The following is a 17,120-nucleotide window of genomic DNA, read 5'->3' on the forward strand; positions in this document are numbered from 1 at the left end:
GAACCTCATCCACGAACCGGAAGAATCCGACCCGATGGACGGGGTATCAACATATTTGGCGTTGACTTTTAGCACGCTGTTGAGTTCTCAAGGAACGGAAGCTACCTTCGAGACCGTTTCACCGGCCGCTCCGGGCTTTCCCTTCGGTGTTCCACCAGCTTATCAGATCCTTTCGGGCCTGATTCCCGCTGGCGGGGATTTTGCTTTCGTGCCCTGCGGCACATCCACTACGTTAGTGGATTTCCTCGCCGACTCCTAATCGAGCGATTCGAATCCCATTCCGGACGCGCCGAAATTGACCCCGATGAGGGGTCGAGTTGTAGTGGTTGGCCGCTTCGTGGGGGCCTGGGCGGACTCCCGAAGGGTCTCGCGGACGGCTCACCCGTTAGAAGCGACTCGGGCTACGTTAGGCGTCGGGCGGGCCCGCGTCAAGTCGCGGACCCGCCCGAAGTGGTCCGATGCCGGACGAACCGTCAGCCGTCGGACGGCCGGGCGGTGTTGAGCTCGACGGCGGCGAGGTTCCGCTTGCCGCGCCGCAGCACCAGCCAGCGGCCGTGCAGCAGGTCGGAGTCGGCGGGGACGGCGTCCTCGTCGGCGACCTTGACGTTGTTGAGGTAGGCGCCGCCCTCCTTGACCGTACGGCGGGCGGCGGACCGGCTCGGGGCGAGCCCGGTGCGCACCAGCAGGTCGACCACCGGCAGCAGGCCGTCGACCGCGGCGTGCGGCAGCTCGGCGAGCGCGCCGGCCAGGGTGGCGTCGTCGAGGTCGGTCAGCTCGCCCTGGCCGAACAGTGCCTGGGAGGCGGCGATCACGGCCGCCGTCTGGTCGGCGCCGTGCACCAGCGTGGTCAGCTCCTGCGCCAGCGCGCGCTGGGCGGCGCGGGCCTGCGGTCGCTCGGCGGTGAGGCGTTCCAGCTCCTCGATCTCCTCGTGGGAGCCGAAGCTGAAGATGCGCAGGAAGCCGGGGACGTCGCGGTCGTCGGCGTTCAGCCAGAACTGGTAGAAGGCGTAGGGCGTGGTCAGCTCCGGGTCGAGCCAGACGGTGCCGGACTCGGTCTTGCCGAACTTGGTGCCGTCGGCCTTGGTGATCAGCGGGGTGGCCAGCGCGTGCACGGTGGCGCCCTCGGCCTTGCGGATCAGCTCGGTGCCGGCCGTGAGGTTGCCCCACTGGTCGCTGCCGCCGGTCTGCAGGGTGCAGCCGTACCGGCGGAACAGCTCCAGGTAGTCCATGCCCTGGAGGACCTGGTAGCTGAACTCGGTGTAGCTGATGCCCGCCTCGGAGTTGAGGCGGCGGGCCACCGCCTCCTTGGTGATCATCGTGTTGACGCGGAAGTACTTGCCGATGTCGCGCAGCAGGTGGATGGCCGACATGCCCGACGTCCAGTCGAGGTTGTTGACCAGGACGGCGGCGTTGGACCCGTCGAAGGCGAAGTACGGCTCGATCTGCCCCCGGATGCGCTCGACCCAGTCGGCGACGGTGCCGGCGTCGTTCAGGGTGCGCTCGGCGGTCGGCTTGGGGTCGCCGATCAGGCCGGTGGCGCCGCCGACCAGGGCGAGCGGGCGGTGGCCGGCCTGCTGGAGCCGGCGCACGGTGAGGATCTGGACGAGGTTGCCCAGGTGCAGGCTCGGCGCGGTCGGGTCGAAGCCGACATAGACCGTGACGGGGCCGTCCGCGAACGCCTTGCGCAGTGCGTCCTCGTCGGTGGAGATGGCGATCAGCCCTCGCCACCGCAGCTCGTCGACGATGTCGGTCACGGGTCTCGTGTCTCCTCGGGTCGGGCGGGGTCGGTCCTGCACGTCATGACTACGTACCGGCGTGAAGCGTGTCCGAGGGTACGCGGTCGCGGCCACCGATTATCGGCGGCGCCGGGGGGCGTGCGCGCGGTAGGGGCTGACGGTGGGGTCGCCGTCGATCCAGAACCGCCAGGGGTGGTCCGCGCCCGCGCCGCCCACGCCGGTGCGCGGGCCGGTGCGGACCGTCCCCGGCGCCGGCGGCGCGCCGGTGAGCAGGCGGAACGGTGTGCCGTCGGGGGCGCAGGCGTCGGCGCCGTTCAGGGCGCGGTCGATGCCGAGCGCGCCGGCCAGCCGGGCGGGTCCCTGGGCGAGGTCGCTGTCGCGCCGGGAGGTGGCGCGGCGCGGGCGGGCCAGGTCGGCGCCGGTGACGATCTCGCCGGCCCGCAGCAGGACGCCGGAGGCGGTGCCGACCGGGCCGCAGACCAGGTTGGCGCAGTGCCACATCCCGTACGTGAAGTACACGTAGACGTGGCCGGGCGGGCCGAACATGACGGCGTTGCGCGGGGTGCGGCCGCGGTAGGCGTGCGATCCGGGGTCGGCGGTGCCCGCGTAGGCCTCGACCTCGGTCAGCCGCAGCGCGATCGGGCCGTCGGCGGTGGTGTGGACCAGGACGCGGCCGAGCAGGTCGGGAGCGACGTCCAGTACGGGCCGGTCGAAGAAGGAGCGGTCCAGCGGGCGTCGGGTGTCGTCGTCGGTGATCACGCGGTACGAGGGTAGTCGTCCGGGCGTGGCCGCCTCCCGCGTCCCGGGGCGCGTCCTAGGGTGGCGGCAGGTACTCGTTCTCAGGAGGTTGTCCAGGTGTCCGAGCACAGCAGGCCGCCGCTTCCGCACGCGTTTCACCCGCCGGTGGCGTCGTTCACCGTGACGAGCGATGACGTGTCGGAGGGGTCGCGGCTGAAGGACGAGCAGGTCATGGCGGCGGGCAACCGTTCGCCGCAGTTGAGCTGGCAGGGGTTCCCGGCGGGGACGAAGAGCTTCGCCGTGACGTGTTACGACCCGGACGCGCCGACGGGCAGCGGCTTTTGGCACTGGTCGGTGTTCGACATCCCGGCGTCGGTGACCGAACTGCCGGCCGGGGCGGGCTCGGGCGACTTCGCCGGGCTGCCGTCGGGTGCGGTGCAGGTGCGCAACGACATGGGCGGCCGGGAGTTCGTGGGGGCCGCGCCGCCGCCCGGGGACGGGCCGCACCGGTACGTGTTCACGGTGTACGCGGTGGACAGCGAGAAGCTGGGTCCGGACGCGGACGCCTCGCCCGCCGTGGTCGGGTTCAATCTGCGGTTCCACGCGATCGGCCGCGCCCAGCTGATCGGTGCGTACGAGGTGGCCGCTCAGGACTGACCTGTGGAGGCCGGTTTTTCCCTTGCGGTGACCGGCCGGCCCGGCCACAGTGGTGTCACCGGGCGACCGGTACCGCCAGTGGCGGGGACGGTGGCCCTACCAACCGCTGTCCGTCGGAACCGGTGGCCGCGCCGCGCGTGAGCGCCGCGCGGACCGGTGGCCTCGCGGGTCGCCAATGCGCCCCGGACGCCCCTTTCGGGGGGTGTCCGGGGCGTTCGGCTTTTCGCAGGTTTCCGGTGATGGGCCCATCTTCCGGCGAGTTGGGGAAATTGCGTTGTCGGTGCGCGTTTCGCGGGTCCACAGTGGTGTCACCTCGCCGCGGGGGCGGGCCTGAGCCGGGAGGGTGGCCGAAGATGCGCGAGACGCTGGTGCTGAACGCGGGGTACGAGCCGTTGTCGACCGTGTCGTTGCGGCGCGCGGTGGTGCTGGTGATGCGGGGCAAGGCGGTGGTGGAGCAGGCGCACCCGGGTCTGCGGCTGCGGGCCGCGGCGGTGGAGATGCCGGTGCCGCTGGTGATCCGGCTGACGCGGTACGTCCGGGTGCCGTTCCGACAACGGGCCCCGTGGTCGCGGCGCGGGGTGCTGGTGCGCGACCGGCACCGGTGCGCGTACTGCGGGCGGCGGGCGACCACCGTCGACCACGTGCTGCCGAGGTCGCGGGGCGGGCGGGACACCTGGCTGAACACGGTGGCGGCGTGCGCGGCGGACAACCACCGCAAGGCGGACCGGACGCCGGAGCAGGCGGGGATGCGGCTGCTGGTCCCCCCGTTCGAACCGACGCCGGCCGACACGCTGGTGGCGGCGCTGGGGCTGACCGGTGACGACGGCGCGGGCGGGGCGGCGCGCTGGCTGGCCGGCACGACCGCGGCGGGCGGGCCGCCGTACCGGCTGCCGGAGTCGGCCACCGCGTAGCCGGGACCGCCGGGACACCGGGACCGCTGAGTACGGCGGGACCGACGGGAACGCCGAGGCCCGGACGGATGATCCGTCCGGGCCTCGGCGTCGCGGGTCAGTCGTTCTCGATACCGGGGGCCTCGCGGCGCGGCGGGACCGGGGACTTGGTCATGCCGCCGCCGTTGCCGCCACCGTTCCCCCCGCCTCCGTTGCCGTTGCCGGCGCCGAGGTTGCCGAGGTTGCCGAACGCGCCGCCGAGACCCTTGAGGGCGTCGCCGATCTCGCTGGGCACGATCCAGAGCTTGTTGGCGTCGCCCTCGGCGATCTTCGGCAGCATCTGGAGGTACTGGTAGGCGAGCAGCTTCTGGTCCGGGTCGCCGGCGTGGATGGACTCGAAGACGGTGCGGATCGCCTGGGCCTCACCCTCGGCGCGCAGGGCGGCGGCCCGGGACTCGCCTTCGGCGCGCAGCACGGCGGAGGCCTTCTCGCCCTCGGCGGTGAGGATCTGCGACTGGCGGATGCCCTCGGCGGTGAGGATCGCGGCGCGCTTGTCACGGTCGGCGCGCATCTGCTTCTCCATCGAGTCCTGGATGGAGGTCGGCGGCTCGATGGCCTTCAGCTCGACGCGGTTGACCCGGATGCCCCACTTGCCGGTGGCCTCGTCCAGCACGCCGCGCAGTGCGTGGTTGATCTCCTCGCGGGAGGTCAGGGTGCGTTCCAGGTCCATGCCGCCGATGATGTTGCGCAGCGTGGTGACGGTGAGCTGCTCGATGGCCTGGATGTAGCTGGCCACCTCGTAGGTCGCGGCCCGGGCGTCGGTGACCTGGTAGTAGATGACGGTGTCGATGTTGACGACCAGGTTGTCCTGGGTGATCACCGGTTGGGGCGGGAACGGCACAACCTGTTCCCGCAGGTCGATCCGGTTGCGGATCCTGTCGATGAACGGGACGACGATGTTGAGACCCGCGCTGAGTGTGCGGGTGTAGCGGCCGAAGCGCTCCACGATGGCGGCGCTGGCCTGCGGAATGACCTGGACGGTCTTGATGAGTGCGATGAAGACGAGCACCACCAGGATGACCAGGACGATGATGATGGGTGTCACGACGACCACTCCCCATGCCCACGCGCCGCAAAGCGATTGGTAGTTGATCCGTATGCTGATCGGGAAGATCAATACTGGCAGACCGGACGCGGGTCGTGCCCATGGTTGGCGCAAACTCTCGGCGTCCGGACACTCGCGGGTCACATGACGACGGCTGTGGCCCCCTCGATCTCGACGACGTCGACCTCCTGGCCGGCCTCGAAGACCAGGGTGGCGTCGTAGGAGCGGGCGGACCAGATCTCACCGCCCAGCTTGACGCGGCCGGTGCGGTTGTCGACGCGTTCCAGGACGAGGGCGCTGCGGCCCTTGAGGGCGTCGATGCCGGTACGCAGTTCGGGGCGGGTGTCGCGGTGCCGTACGGCGACGGCGCGCACCACGGTGACCAGCGATACGGACACCGCCAGGAAGACGATGACCTGGAGTACGCCGCCGGCGCCCAGGACGCTGGACAGCGCGGCGGCCACCGCGCCGATGACGAACATGCCCAGTTCGGGCATCGCCGTGATCACCAACGGGATGCCGAGGACACCCGCCGCTGCCAGCCACCACACCCAGTCATTCACAAGTCCCATGGTAGGGCGGAAGGTTGGGCACCGACAGAAGGCGTGCGCACCGATCGGGCCATCACGGCCGGGATGTTTGGCGGGCCGTGGGGGCGGTGGCGCGGCGGGGTCCGGGCGGGGCCGGGGCGGGTCAGTTCAGCGGCAGGCCCTGGGCGGTCCAGCGGTCGCCGCGGTGCTCGACGGTGAGCGGCAGGCCGAAGCAGTGCGAGAGGTTGCGGGAGGTGAGCTCCAGCTCGATCGGTCCGGCGGCGACGACCTTGCCCTGGCGGATCATCAGCACGTGGGTGAAGCCGGGGGCGATCTCCTCGACGTGGTGGGTCACCATGATCATCGAGGGCGCGATGGGGTCGCGGGCGAGGCGGCCGAGGCGGCGGACCAGGTCCTCGCGGCCGCCGAGGTCGAGGCCGGCGGCGGGTTCGTCGAGCAGCAGCAGTTCGGGGTCGATCATGATGGCACGGGCGATCAGGGTGCGCTTGCGCTCGCCCTCGGACAGGGTGCCGAAGCGCCGCTCGGCGTACTCGGTCATGCCGAGCCGGTCGAGGATGAGCCGGGCGCGCTCCTCGTCGGACGCCTCGTATCTCTCCTGCCAGTGGGCGGTCATGCCGTAGGCGGCGGTGAGGACGGTCTCCAGGACGCTCTGGTCGCGGGGCATCTTCTCCGCCATGGCCACGCCGGCGACGCCGATGCGCGGGCGCAGGTCGAACACGTCGACGCCGCCCAGCTTCTCGCCGAGGATCACGGCGCTGCCGGAGGTCGGGAAAAGGTAGCTGGACGCGATGTTGAGCAGGGTGGTCTTGCCGGCGCCGTTCGGGCCGAGGATCACCCACCGCTCACCTTCCGCGACCGTCCAGGTGATCTGGTCCACCAGAGCCCGTCCGTCGCGGACCACGGATACGTCCACCAGCTCCAGTACTTCGGTCATGAGCGCGTTGTCTCCCCTGTGCGTGTGCGGTCTCGGTCGGCCGCGGGGCCGCCCCATGGAAAACCCCCGAGGGAAAACCTACGCCACACCTCCACCGCGGCAGTCCCTAGGCTGGGTGGATGCTTCAGGAACCACGCGCGGGACGCATGACAGCTTGGGGAAACGCCCTTCTTGGGGGTTTTGTCTCACCGGACGACGCGGTGGACGCGATCGTCGGGAGTGACGCGGCACACCGGATGGCGGGGCTGCCGGGTGAGGACGGTGAGGTGGGGCTGACGCTGGGTCTGGGGCGGCTGCGGGCGCTGGGGGTGCGCGGGCTGCGGCTGGCGCTGCCGGTGCCGGGGCATCCGCTGGGTCTGAGCGGCCCGGCGCCGTTCAACGCGGCGGCGCTGGCGGCCGGGGAGGCGGTGCTGGCGGTGGGCGGCGCGGTCGGTCTGGTGCCGGAGGTGCGGCGGGCGGGGCCGGCCGGGGACGAGCACGTCGAGGTGGTGTGGCGGTGCGCGCCGGTGCGGGAGGCGCCGCCGGCCGACGTGCCGTCGCTGGGCGAGGCGGAACGGGAACTGGCGGAGGCGCTGCGGGACGCCACGCAGGCGCTGTCGCGGCTGGACGTGGCGGGGGCGGGTCCGGCGGCGCGGGCGGCGCTGGAGGCGTACCGGGCGCGGGCCGAGCAGGGACGTCAGGTGCTGGCGCCGGGGTATCCGCCGCGGGCGGTGCGGGTGCTGGCGCTGGCGCAGCGGGTGGCGGCGCTGACCTCGATCGCGGGGGTGCCGGCCACCGGTGAGCACGGCGCGGCGGTGAGCGCGACGCAGATCGCGGCGCGCGCGGAGGTGCTGCGGCCGGTGGAGCGGACCGCGCGGCGGGCGCAGGTGGCGGCGTACAACGCGTTCGTGGAGGAGGCGGAGCGGCGCCGCGAGGGGTGACGGTCGCGGGCTGCGGGCGGCCGGGGTGCGGTCCGTGCCGCGGGGGGCCGCGCCGCCCGGGGTGGCGGGCGCGGGTTGTCGGCGGCCGGCCGGGGGCGGTGGGCGTGGCGCACCGCGCGGGGCGGCCCGGGGGGGGTGCGGTGGACGTGGTCGGGCCCCGCGCCCCGGGGGGTCGCGGGGCCCGGCCCTGCCGTCCCGGAGGCCGCCGCCGGGGTGCGGGACGGCCGTCGGCGGTACGTCAGCTGGCGACGGCGGTGTTGCCGAACGCCGGGTTCAGCAGCCCGACGACGTTGATGGTGTTGCCGGAGGCGTTGACCGGCACGTGGAGCGGCACCTGGATGACGTTGCCCGACACGACGCCGGGGGAACCGGTGGCGGCACCGAGGGCGCCGGCGTCGGCGAAGGCGGAACCGGCGCAGGCACCAGCGGCCACACCGGCGGTGGCGAGGACCAGGGCGGCCTTCTTGGCAGTGTTCATGAGTAGCGTTCCTCCTGTGGTTCGGTGGCCCCGGGCTCGGGTCACACGTGAGGAAACGCCTGACCGCGGCGGACGACACGGTTCGGGGTGCCGATACCTCCGTACGGCGCAACCTGCCGTCGCCGGGCCGCCGTTCGGGCCGCGCCGGAACGCGGAACGGCCCCGGGGCGGATGCCTCCGGAGCCGTTCCGTTCACCGCGTGCGGACCGCGCGGTGCGGGCGGGGGTGCCTCAGTGGTTGAGGGTGTGGTTGCCGAACGCCGGGTTCAGCAGCCCGATGACGTCGACGGTGTCGCCGGTGGCGTTGACCGGCACGTGCAGGGGGACCTGGACGAGGTTGCCCGAGGCGACACCGGGCGAGTTCAGGGCGGCACCGTGGGCGGCGGAGGCCGCGCAGGCGGCACCGGCGCCGGCCATGGCGAGCCCGCCCGCGACGGCGGTGACGGCGGCGACCTTCTTCAGGTTCTTCACTTCTTCGACCTCTCTGGTGGTGCGCCGCCGCAGGACGCGGGCGGCACGCCATGGAGAACGCCGCACCGGCCGAGGGGTTGCGCCATTCGGGCGACATACACCCGACGGTATGAATCTCGGTCGGTAGGACAATCGGTGGCCGACGCGGGCGTTCTACGGTCCGACGCCGTGCCGGACCGCCCACAGCGCGGCCTGGGTGCGGTCGGAGACGTCGAGTTTCATCAGGATGTTCGACACGTGGGTCTTCACGGTCTTCTCCGACAGCACCAGCGCGCGGGCGATCTCGCGGTTGGAGCGGCCGTCGGCGATGAGGCACAGGACCTCGCGCTCGCGGTCGGTGAGGGTGGCGCCGCGGCCCCGGGTGCCGGCGGCGGGCCCGGAACCGTCGAGGGTCAGCAGCGCCTCGGCGACCTCGGGCTGGAGCAGGACGTGGCCGGCGTGCACCGAGCGGATGGCGTCGGCCAGGGCGCCGGGGTCGATGTCCTTGTAGACGTATCCGGCGGCGCCGGCGCGCAGGGCGGGCACGACGGTGCGCTGTTCGGTGAAGCTGGTGACGACCAGCACCTGGGCCCGGTCGCCCGCCTCGCGCAGCAGGCGCAGCGCCTCGATGCCGTCGGTGCCGGGCATCTTGACGTCCATCAGGATGACGTCGGGCCGCAGTTCGGCGGCGCGGGCGGCTCCTTCGGCGCCGTCGGCCGCCTCGCCGACCACCTCGATGTCGGGCTGGACCTCCAGGAAGGTGCGCAGGCCGCGCCGGACGACCTGGTGGTCGTCGACCAGCAGGACGCGGATGACGCCGCCGTCCGCGGGGGCGGGGTGCTCGTCAGCCACCGGGGACCTCCAGTTCGATCGTGGTGCCCTCGCCGGGCGCGGACCGCACGGTGAGCAGGCCGGCGACGGCGGTGGCGCGGTCCCGCATGGACACCAGGCCCAGGTGGCGGCCGGCCCGGCGGACCGCGGTGGTCTCGAAGCCCCGGCCGTCGTCGGTGACGCGCAGGACGGCGCCGCGGCCGCGGCCGGTCAGTTCGACGGCGACCCGGCCGGCCGCCGCGTGCCGCAGGGCGTTGTGCAGGGCCTCCTGGGCGACCCGCAGCACGGCCTCCTCCTGGGCGGCGGGCAGCGCGTGCGGCAGCCGGCCGGTGAACGTCACCCGGGCGGCGTGCGCGCGGTCCAGCACGTCGGTCTGGCTGCGCAGCGCGGCGATCAGGCCGTCCTCCTCCAGGGCGGCGGGGCGCAGTTCGACGACGACGGCGCGCAGTTCGTCGGCGGCCTCGGCGGCGAGCCGGGCGACCTCGCGCAGTTCCTGCTTGGCGCGGGCCGGGTCGCGGTCGACGAGGGCGGCGGCGGCCTGGGCGGTCAGGCGCAGCGAGAACAGCTTCTGGGAGACGGCGTCGTGCAGGCCGTGGGCGATCCGGGCGCGTTCGCCGGCCAGGGTGAGTTCGCGGCTGCGTTCGTGGAGCCGGGCGTTGGTCAGCGCGAGGGCGGCGTGCGCGGCGAGGGTACGCAGCAGTTCCTCGTCGTCGGCGGTGAAGCCGGGGCCGACGGGCGTGGCGGCGGGTGCTTCGCGGGGGCCGTCGGGTGCGTCGCCGGAGCCGTCGTACGCCTCACCGGGGTCGCCGGGCGCGTTGCCGCCGCCGTGCTCCGGGTCGGCGCCGTCGTGCTCCCGGGCGGCGGTGGTCCGCCCGGCGGGGCTCTCCTTGCCGGCCAGGAAGATCGCGCCGAGCACCTCGCCGTCGCCGGTGACCGGCATGCCGAGGAAGTCGGACATCTCGGGGTGCTCCTTGGGCCAGCCCTCGAAGCGGGGGTGGCGGCGGACGTCGGCGAGGCGCTGGGTGGTGGCCTCGTGGAGCATGACGGCGAGGATGCCGTGCTGGCGGGGCAGCGGGCCGATGGCCTTCCACTGTTCGTCGGTGACGCCGTCGACCACGAACTGCGCGAAGCCGCCGTGGTCGTCGGGCACGCCGAGGGCGGCGTAGCGGGCGCCGATGAGTTCGCGGGCGGAGCTGACGATGGTCTGGAGCACGTCGCGGACCTGGCGGTGGCGGCTCATCGCCAGGACGGCGGAGCTGATCGCGTTGATCCGGTCGCGGGCCGTGTCGGGGGCCGTACCGGGTGGGGTGGCGTCGTGCGCCGGGCCGGACATGTGATCACCGTACCCGTGCCGTACCGGGGTGGCACCGGTCCGGCGGCGGAGCGGCGCGGGCCGCTGGTCGTAGGTCCGATGGACCGGTCGGCGGGGTCCGGGCGGCCGACGCGGGCGGGGCGGGGGCGTTCCTACGGTGAGGTGGTCGCCGGGCGGCGGGTCCGGCAGCGGGACGGAGGTACGTCATGCCGGTCGCGATCGTCACGGGTGCGTCGAGGGGGCTGGGGCTGGCGCTGGCGCGGGAGTTGTCGGCGCGGGGGTGGGACCTGGTGCTGGACGCCCGGTCGCCGGAGCCGTTGCGGGCGGCGGCGCGGGGGCTGCCGGGGTCCGGTGAGGTGGTGCCGGTGCCCGGCGACGTGACGGACGCGGCGCACCGGGCGGGGCTGGTGGCGGCGGCGCGGGGGCTCGGCGGGGTGGACCTGCTGGTGAACAACGCGAGCGCGCTGGGCGCCGCGCCGCTGGTGCCGTTGGCGGAGCTGGCGGCGGCGGGGCTGCGGGAGGCGCTGGAGACGAACGTGGTGGCGCCGGCCGAGCTGACCCGGGCGGCGCTGCCGGCGCTGCGGGCGGCCGGGGCGGGCGCGGTGCTGAACGTGACCAGTGACGCGGCGGTGGAGGCGTACTCGGCGTGGGGCGGTTACGGGGCGTCGAAGGCGGCGCTGGAGCGGTGGTCGGCGGTGCTGGCGGTGGAGGAGCCTGCGGTGCGGGTGTGGTGGGTGGATCCGGGGGACCTGCGGACGGCGCTGTACGCGGCGGCGTGCCCGGACGATCCCGGGGCGGCGGCGCGGCCGGAGCCGGGGTCGGTGGTGCCGTCGCTGCTGCGACTGGTGGACGCCGGGGCGCCGAGCGGCCGGTACACGGCGTCGGCGCTCGCGGGGGCGGTGTGATGAGCGGGCGGCCGGTGCGGGTGCCGCGGGAGTTGTCGGCGCGGGGGCCGGCGGCGCGGCGGGACGCGGTGCGGATGGTGGTGGGCCGGCGCGGTTCGGGCGCGGTGGCGCATCACGCGTTCGGCGAGCTGCCGGCGTTGCTGCGGGCCGGGGACGTGCTGGTGGTCAACACCTCGATGACGTTCCCGGCGGCGGTGGACGCGGTGCTGGAGGGGGCGCCGGGCGGGACGGCGGTGCCCGTGGCTCCGCAGGGAATGGCGCCGGGGGTGCCGGGGGTGCCGGGCGGGAGGGCGGCCGGGTTCCCGGACGGGGTGCCGGCGGCCGGTGCGGGCGGGGTGCCGGTGGTGGTGCACTTCTCCGGGCGGCGGGACGACGGGCGGTGGGCGGTGGAGCTGCGCGATCCGGACGGCCGGGGCACGACACGGGCGCGGCCGGGCGGCCCGGCGGGGGCGGTGCTGGCCCTGCCGCGCGGTGAACGCCTGGTGCTGCGGGAGCCGTTGAGCCCGCACGGGGACCGGTTGTGGCTGGCGTCGGTGTCGATGGCGGACCCGGTGCGGTACCTGCACCGGTACGGGCGGCCGATCCGGTACGCCTACACCGAGCGGGACCATCCGCTGTCGGCGTACCGCAGTGTCTTCTCGGTGCCGTCGCCGGACGGTCCGGGGTCGGCGGAGATGCCGAGTGCGGCGCGGCCGTTCACCGCGGCGCTGGTGGCGGCGCTGGTGCGCGGCGGGGTGCAGTTCGCGCCGCTGGTGCTGCACACCGGGGTGGCCTCGGCGGAATCGCACGAACCGCCGTACCCCGAGCGGTTCGCGGTGCCGGAGTCGACGGCGTGGCTGGTGAACGCGGCGCGGGCGGGCGGCGGGCGGATCGTGGCGGTGGGCACGACGGCGGTGCGGGCGCTGGAGTCGGTGGCCGATCCGGCGGGCCGGGTGCGGGCGGGCGGCGGCTGGACGGACCTGGTGGTGACGCCGGAGCGCGGGGTGCGGGCGGTGGACGGGCTGCTGACCGGGCTGCACGAGCCGCGGGCGTCGCACCTGCTGATGCTGGAGGCGGTGGCGGGCGCGCCGCTGCTGGACGCGGTGTACGCGGGGGCGGTGGAGCAGCGCTACCTGTGGCACGAGTTCGGCGACGTCAACCTGCTGCTGCCGTGAGCGGTGCAGCGGTGCCGCCGTGAGCGGTGCCGCGGCGTGAACGTGCCGACGGCGCCGCCCGGTCGGGGGCGGCGCCGTCGGCACGGGCGGGGCGGGCGGGATCACTTCTCCCGCATGACCTCCGGTTCGTGGCGGCGCAGCAGGCGGGCGACGGCGAAGCCGCAGGCGACGCCGAGGGCGAGCAGGACGATCATGTCGGCCCACCAGATGCCGGCGCTGTGCTTCCACAGCGTGTCGGGGTCGGTGGGGTCCCAGGGCAGCAGCGTGTCGAGTTGCACGGTGGTGCCCATGGCGGCGACGGCCCAGCGGGACGGCATCAGCCAGGCGACCTGTTCGATGCCGGGCTTGGCGTAGATCTGGAAGAGCACGCCGGTGAAGACGACCTGGACGATGGCGAACATCACCAGCAGCGGCATGGTCTTCTCGGCGGTCTTGACCAGGGCGGAGATGACCAGGCCGAACATCATCGAGGTGAAGCCGATGCCGATGACGCCGAGGGTCATCTCGATCGCCGGGTGGCTGTGCAGCACGACACCGGTGGTGGGCATGGTGCGCGGGGTGAAGCCGATGGCGCAGATGATGACGCCCTGGAGGGCGGTGATCAGGCCGAGCACGATGACCTTGGACATCAGGTACGCGCTGCGCGACAGTCCGACCGCGCGTTCGCGCTCGTAGATGACGCGTTCCTTGATCAGTTCGCGTACCGAGTTGGCGGAGCCGGAGAAGCACGCGCCGACCGTGAGGATCATCAGGATGGTGCCGGCGTCGCGGTTGGCGAAATGCGCGTTGGCCGGGCCGAAGCCGAGGCCGGACTTGGCCGGGATGACCACGGAGACCACGCCGAGGACCGCGGGCATGATGAGCATCAGCGCCAGGAAGCCGCGGTCGGAGGCGATGACCGAGGTGTAGCGGGCGATCAGCGTCCACAGCTGGGAGCCCCAGCTCTGCGACTTCTGCGGCCGGGTGACCTGGCTGGGCATGGCGGGCGCGACCTGCGGCGCGGCCTCGTCGAGGTGCGCGGTGTACATCTGGTAGTGCTGCGATCCGCGCCAGCGCCCGGCCCAGTCGTAGTCGCGGTAGTTCTCGAACGCCTGGAAGACGTCGGCCCAGCTGGAGTAGCCGAAGAAGTTCAGCGCCTCGTCCGGCGGGCCGAAGTAGGCCATCGAGCCGCCGGGGGCCATCACCAGCAGCCGGTCGCACAGGGCGAGTTCGGCGACCGAGTGGGTGACGACGAGTACCGTGCGGCCGTCGTCGGCCAGGCCGCGCAGCAGCTGCATGACGTCGCGGTCCATGCCCGGGTCGAGGCCGGAGGTGGGCTCGTCGAGGAAGATCAGCGACGGCTTGGTCAGCAGCTCCAGGGCGACCGAGACGCGCTTGCGCTGGCCGCCGGACAGCGAGGTGATGCGCTTGTCGGCGTGGATGTCCAGCTTGAGTTCGCGCAGCACCTCGTCGATGCGGGCCTGGCGTTCGGCGGCGTGCGTGTCGCCGGGGAAGCGGAGCTTGGCGGCGTACTTCAGCGCGGTGCGGACGCTCAGTTCCTTGTGCAGGATGTCGTCCTGCGGAACGAGGCCGATGCGCTGGCGCAGTTCGGCGAACTGCTTGTACAGGTCGCGGTTGTCGTACAGCACCTCGCCGACGTCGGCGGGCCGGTAGCCGGTCAGCGCGCGCAGCAGCGTGGACTTGCCGGAGCCGGAGGGGCCGATGACGCCGATGAGCGACTTCTCCGGGACGCCGAACGAGACGTCCTTGAGGATGCTCTTGGTGGTGTTGCCCTGCGGCACGTTGACGGTCAGGCGGCGCGCGGAGAAGGAGACGGCGCCGGTGTCGACGAACTCCTCCAGCCGGTCGTCGACCAGCCGGAACGTGGAGTGGCCGACGCCGACGATGTCGTGCGGGCCGATCTGGTGGCGGTCGACGGGCTGGCCGTTGACGTAGGTGCCGTTGTGGCTGCCGAGGTCGACGATCTCCATGCGGCCGTCGGGGTGGGCGTGGAACTCGGCGTGGTAGCGGGAGACCTGGAGGTCGGAGACGACCAGTTCGTTCTCCAGCGCACGGCCGATCCGGATGACCCGGCCCGCCGACAGGTGGTGGAAGGTGGTGGGGCTGCGGTCGCTGTAGGCCCCGGCGGCGCCGGCGGTCTGCTGCCGCGGCTGGTCGCCGCCGCGGGCGGCCGGCGGCTGGGCGGGCGGTCCGGCGGTCCCGGCGGCGGACGCGCCGGCCCAGGCGGGCAGGGCGGCCTCGGGCTGCGCGGCGGCCTGTGGTGCCGCGGCGGCCGGCTGCACAGCGGCGGCGGGCCGGGCGGCCGGTTGCGCCGTCGCGGCGGCCGGTTGCGGGACGTCCGCGGCGGTGAAGCCGAGGCGTGGTCCGTCGGTGGCGTTGCCGAGGTTGACGGCGGAACCGGGCGCGATCGCCGCCTCGTTGACCCGCTGCCCGCCGGCGAACGTGCCGTTGGTGCTGCCCTGGTCCTCCAGCAGCCAGCCCTCGCCGGTCCAGCGGATCGTGGCGTGCCGCCAGGAGACCCTGGCGTCGTCGAGCGTTACGTCCCCCTGCGGGTCACGGCCCACGGTGTATGTCCTGGACGCATCAAGGGTCCAGGATTGTCCGTTCAATTCAAGTACGAGTTCCGGCACTCCATGCCCCACAAGGTTGTCCCCCGAGTAGTCCCCCATTGGCGGGGAGTCTAGGGATGTCGAACATCGGGAGGAACTATTTCAGGATTGGCGGTCTATCTGAAAGTCGCCTCCCCCGGCAGCGGGGCCGGCTGCCGCGCGGACGGCGGCGACGACCGCGCAAGCCGGTACGAAAGCCGCCCGCGGTGGTAAGGGGCACGTAACCCCGCCGAGCGGGGCAACCGAGCCCGCCGCACACCACCGGAGCCGCGATGACCAGCGACCGCGCACCCCGGGCGGTGCCGTGGGGGCGGGTCGTCGCGACGGGGGTGGCGGCGGTGGGATGGGCGCTGCTGGGGATGGCCGCGGTGGCCGCGCTCGGGCTGCACCTGCTGGGGACCGACCGGCGGGCGGCGCTGGGCCCGTCGACGGCGGCGCTGGTGACGATGGCGGTGGGCGGCCGGGTGCACGCCTTCGGGAACGTGTCGGCGTTCGGCCGCGGCGCGGCGGCCACCGGCGTGATCGGCCTGCTCCCGCTGGGCGTCGCGCTGACCGGTGCCCTGCTGGTGGCCCGGGTCTTCCTGCGGTCGCTGCGCGGCGCGGACCCGGGGGTGCGGCCGACGGAACTGGCGGCACGGGCCGCGGTGGTGGTGGCGCTGTTCACCGCGGCGGTGGCGGGGCTGGCGTGGGCCGGGCAGGACACCGTCTCGCTGCGCGGCGGCCCGGCCGGCGACGGCAACGGGCTGCCCGGCGGCCTGGCGGGGCTGGACGGCGCTTTCTCCCGGGGTCTCGACACGCTGGGCAGGACGCACGGTTCGGTGGGGTTCCGGGTGGACACCGCCGCGTCGGCGGGCGGCGGCGCGCTGTGGATCGTGGTGGTGCTCGCGCTGGCGCTGGCGGCCGGACGGCGGGCGCCGGCCGGCTGCGGCCCCGTGCACCGCGTGGTGCGGCCGGCCGTCTCCGCGTGGTGCACGGTGCTGCTGCTGGCGGTGGCGGCGGGCCTGGCCGTCGCCGCCTGCGCCGCCGTGACGGACGACCACCCCGCACGGGTGGCCGGCGGCGCGCTGCTCGGCACACCGAACGCGGTGTGGTTCGCCACGACACTGGGCCTGTTCGTCCCCTGGTCCGGCCGGGCGTCCGGACCGCTGACGGTGCTGCTGCCCGATCCGCTGGGCCGGGTGCTGGGCTCGGCCCGCGGTCCGGTGACCGTGCGGGGGCTGGCGGAGCTGGACGGCCGGGTTTGGCTGCTGCCGGTGGCTGCCGCGGTCCTGGTACTGGCCGCCGGCGTACTGACCGCGGTGCGCACGCCGCCCGCCGACGCCCCGCCCGGCCGCCGGGTGGCCCGGATCGCGGTACGCGACGCGGTGGCCGGCGCGGTGGCGTTGCCGGCCCTGGTGGGCCTGACCGGCTTCTCGGTGGCCGCCGGGCTGTCCGCCTTCGGTGTCGACGCGGCCGGTGCGGCGCTGTCCCTGCACGGTTCGCTCGGCCGGGCGGTGCTGCTGGGCGCCGCCTGGGGTGCGGCCGGCGGCGCGGCGGGCGGCGCGCTGGCCCTGCTGACGGGCACGGAGGGATCGCGGGCGGCGCGGGACGGGAACGGGCGGGACGGGAACGGGCGGGGCCGGAACGGGTGGGGTCGCGAGGGGTGACGACTGCGGGGGTGGCCGCAGGGGTGGGACCGGGTGGGAGCCGATCGTGAGGGGAGGGAGCGGATCGTGAGGGAGCGGACCGGGCGGACGGTAAGGGGCCGGACCAGTCGCACCACGGGAGACGGAACCACCGCACCGGGCGGAACCACCGCACCGGGCGAGACCACGCACAGGGTGCGCCGGTGACCGCGCCGACCGCAGACGG

General features: G+C 74.1%; 17 protein-coding genes. 7 read left to right on the top strand and 10 right to left on the bottom strand.

Annotated features, from left to right (window positions below; all coding sequences use genetic code 11):
* Window positions 1–259 (top strand): hypothetical protein (locus POF43_RS10125; protein ID WP_282704515.1); only part of this gene is annotated, 259 nt, incomplete at its 5' end.
* A 214-nt stretch (window positions 260–473) separates the two neighbouring features.
* Here POF43_RS10125 and tyrS read toward each other — a convergent pair.
* The gene (gene tyrS / locus POF43_RS10130; RefSeq protein ID WP_271317069.1) at window positions 474–1,754 is read right to left on the bottom strand and encodes a tyrosine--tRNA ligase; all 1,281 of its coding nucleotides are present in this window, start codon (window positions 1,752–1,754) and stop codon (window positions 474–476) included.
* A 99-nt stretch (window positions 1,755–1,853) separates the two neighbouring features.
* Window positions 1,854–2,495: a DNA-3-methyladenine glycosylase gene (locus tag POF43_RS10135; protein WP_271317068.1), complete on the bottom strand. Its 642-nt coding sequence runs from the start codon at window positions 2,493–2,495 to the stop codon at window positions 1,854–1,856.
* A 96-nt stretch (window positions 2,496–2,591) separates the two neighbouring features.
* Between POF43_RS10135 and POF43_RS10140 the strand changes: the two genes are divergently transcribed.
* Window positions 2,592–3,131 (top strand): YbhB/YbcL family Raf kinase inhibitor-like protein, encoded by a 540-nt coding sequence (locus POF43_RS10140; RefSeq protein WP_271317067.1) that lies wholly within the window; start codon window positions 2,592–2,594, stop codon window positions 3,129–3,131.
* 353 nt (window positions 3,132–3,484) lie between these two features.
* The gene (locus POF43_RS10145) at window positions 3,485–4,042 is read left to right on the top strand and encodes an HNH endonuclease (RefSeq protein WP_271317066.1); all 558 of its coding nucleotides are present in this window, start codon (window positions 3,485–3,487) and stop codon (window positions 4,040–4,042) included.
* 97 nt (window positions 4,043–4,139) lie between these two features.
* Here the strand turns inward: POF43_RS10145 and POF43_RS10150 are convergent, their stop codons facing one another.
* From POF43_RS10150 to POF43_RS10160, 3 genes are all read right to left on the bottom strand, one after another.
* Window positions 4,140–5,126 carry an SPFH domain-containing protein gene (locus tag POF43_RS10150; protein WP_271317065.1) on the bottom strand — a complete coding sequence of 329 codons (987 nt, stop codon included), beginning with the start codon at window positions 5,124–5,126 and terminating at the stop codon, window positions 4,140–4,142.
* A 140-nt stretch (window positions 5,127–5,266) separates the two neighbouring features.
* The gene (locus POF43_RS10155; protein WP_372515955.1) at window positions 5,267–5,623 is read right to left on the bottom strand and encodes an NfeD family protein; all 357 of its coding nucleotides are present in this window, start codon (window positions 5,621–5,623) and stop codon (window positions 5,267–5,269) included.
* Window positions 5,624–5,819: 196 nt separating this feature from the next.
* The gene (locus POF43_RS10160; RefSeq protein ID WP_271318751.1) at window positions 5,820–6,611 is read right to left on the bottom strand and encodes an ABC transporter ATP-binding protein; all 792 of its coding nucleotides are present in this window, start codon (window positions 6,609–6,611) and stop codon (window positions 5,820–5,822) included.
* Window positions 6,612–6,730: 119 nt separating this feature from the next.
* Between POF43_RS10160 and POF43_RS10165 the strand changes: the two genes are divergently transcribed.
* Window positions 6,731–7,531 (top strand): Rv1486c family protein, encoded by an 801-nt coding sequence (locus POF43_RS10165; protein WP_282699205.1) that lies wholly within the window; start codon window positions 6,731–6,733, stop codon window positions 7,529–7,531.
* Between the two features lie 238 nt (window positions 7,532–7,769).
* On the opposite strand, the gene POF43_RS10170 is transcribed toward POF43_RS10165, so the two are convergent.
* The 4 genes from POF43_RS10170 to POF43_RS10185 form a co-directional block, all read right to left on the bottom strand.
* Complete coding sequence (locus tag POF43_RS10170) at window positions 7,770–8,009, bottom strand: chaplin (protein ID WP_271325520.1); 240 nt, start codon at window positions 8,007–8,009, stop codon at window positions 7,770–7,772.
* Window positions 8,010–8,239: 230 nt separating this feature from the next.
* Window positions 8,240–8,479, bottom strand: a complete 240-nt coding sequence (locus POF43_RS10175) for a chaplin (protein ID WP_271325519.1) — start codon at window positions 8,477–8,479, stop codon at window positions 8,240–8,242.
* 153 nt (window positions 8,480–8,632) lie between these two features.
* On the bottom strand, window positions 8,633–9,310 hold the full coding sequence (locus POF43_RS10180; RefSeq protein WP_271325518.1) for a response regulator: 678 nt from the start codon (window positions 9,308–9,310) through the stop codon (window positions 8,633–8,635).
* Window positions 9,303–10,622, bottom strand: a complete 1,320-nt coding sequence (locus POF43_RS10185) for a GAF domain-containing sensor histidine kinase (protein ID WP_372515943.1) — start codon at window positions 10,620–10,622, stop codon at window positions 9,303–9,305. The genes POF43_RS10180 and POF43_RS10185 overlap by 8 nt, the downstream gene beginning before the upstream one ends.
* A 185-nt stretch (window positions 10,623–10,807) precedes the next feature.
* Here POF43_RS10185 and POF43_RS10190 point away from each other — a divergent pair, with 185 nt between their 5' ends.
* On the top strand, window positions 10,808–11,506 hold the full coding sequence (locus POF43_RS10190) for an SDR family NAD(P)-dependent oxidoreductase (RefSeq protein ID WP_282704516.1): 699 nt from the start codon (window positions 10,808–10,810) through the stop codon (window positions 11,504–11,506).
* Complete coding sequence (locus tag POF43_RS10195) at window positions 11,506–12,660, top strand: S-adenosylmethionine:tRNA ribosyltransferase-isomerase (protein ID WP_282704517.1); 1,155 nt, start codon at window positions 11,506–11,508, stop codon at window positions 12,658–12,660. Before POF43_RS10190 ends, POF43_RS10195 begins: the two co-directional genes overlap by 1 nt.
* Window positions 12,661–12,761: 101 nt before the next feature.
* Here the strand turns inward: POF43_RS10195 and POF43_RS10200 are convergent, their stop codons facing one another.
* A complete protein-coding gene (locus POF43_RS10200) occupies window positions 12,762–15,329 on the bottom strand; it encodes an FHA domain-containing protein (protein WP_271317712.1) in 2,568 nt (855 codons plus the stop codon).
* Window positions 15,330–15,541: 212 nt separating this feature from the next.
* Between POF43_RS10200 and POF43_RS10205 the strand changes: the two genes are divergently transcribed.
* Window positions 15,542–16,915, top strand: coding sequence for a streptophobe family protein (locus tag POF43_RS10205; protein WP_282704518.1), 1,374 nt, complete (start codon window positions 15,542–15,544; stop codon window positions 16,913–16,915).
* The last annotated feature ends 205 nt before the right edge of the window (window positions 16,916–17,120 follow it).

This window comes from Streptantibioticus silvisoli (genome assembly GCF_027947535.2).
In the GTDB taxonomy this organism is placed as follows: domain Bacteria; phylum Actinomycetota; class Actinomycetes; order Streptomycetales; family Streptomycetaceae; genus Streptantibioticus_C; species Streptantibioticus_C silvisoli.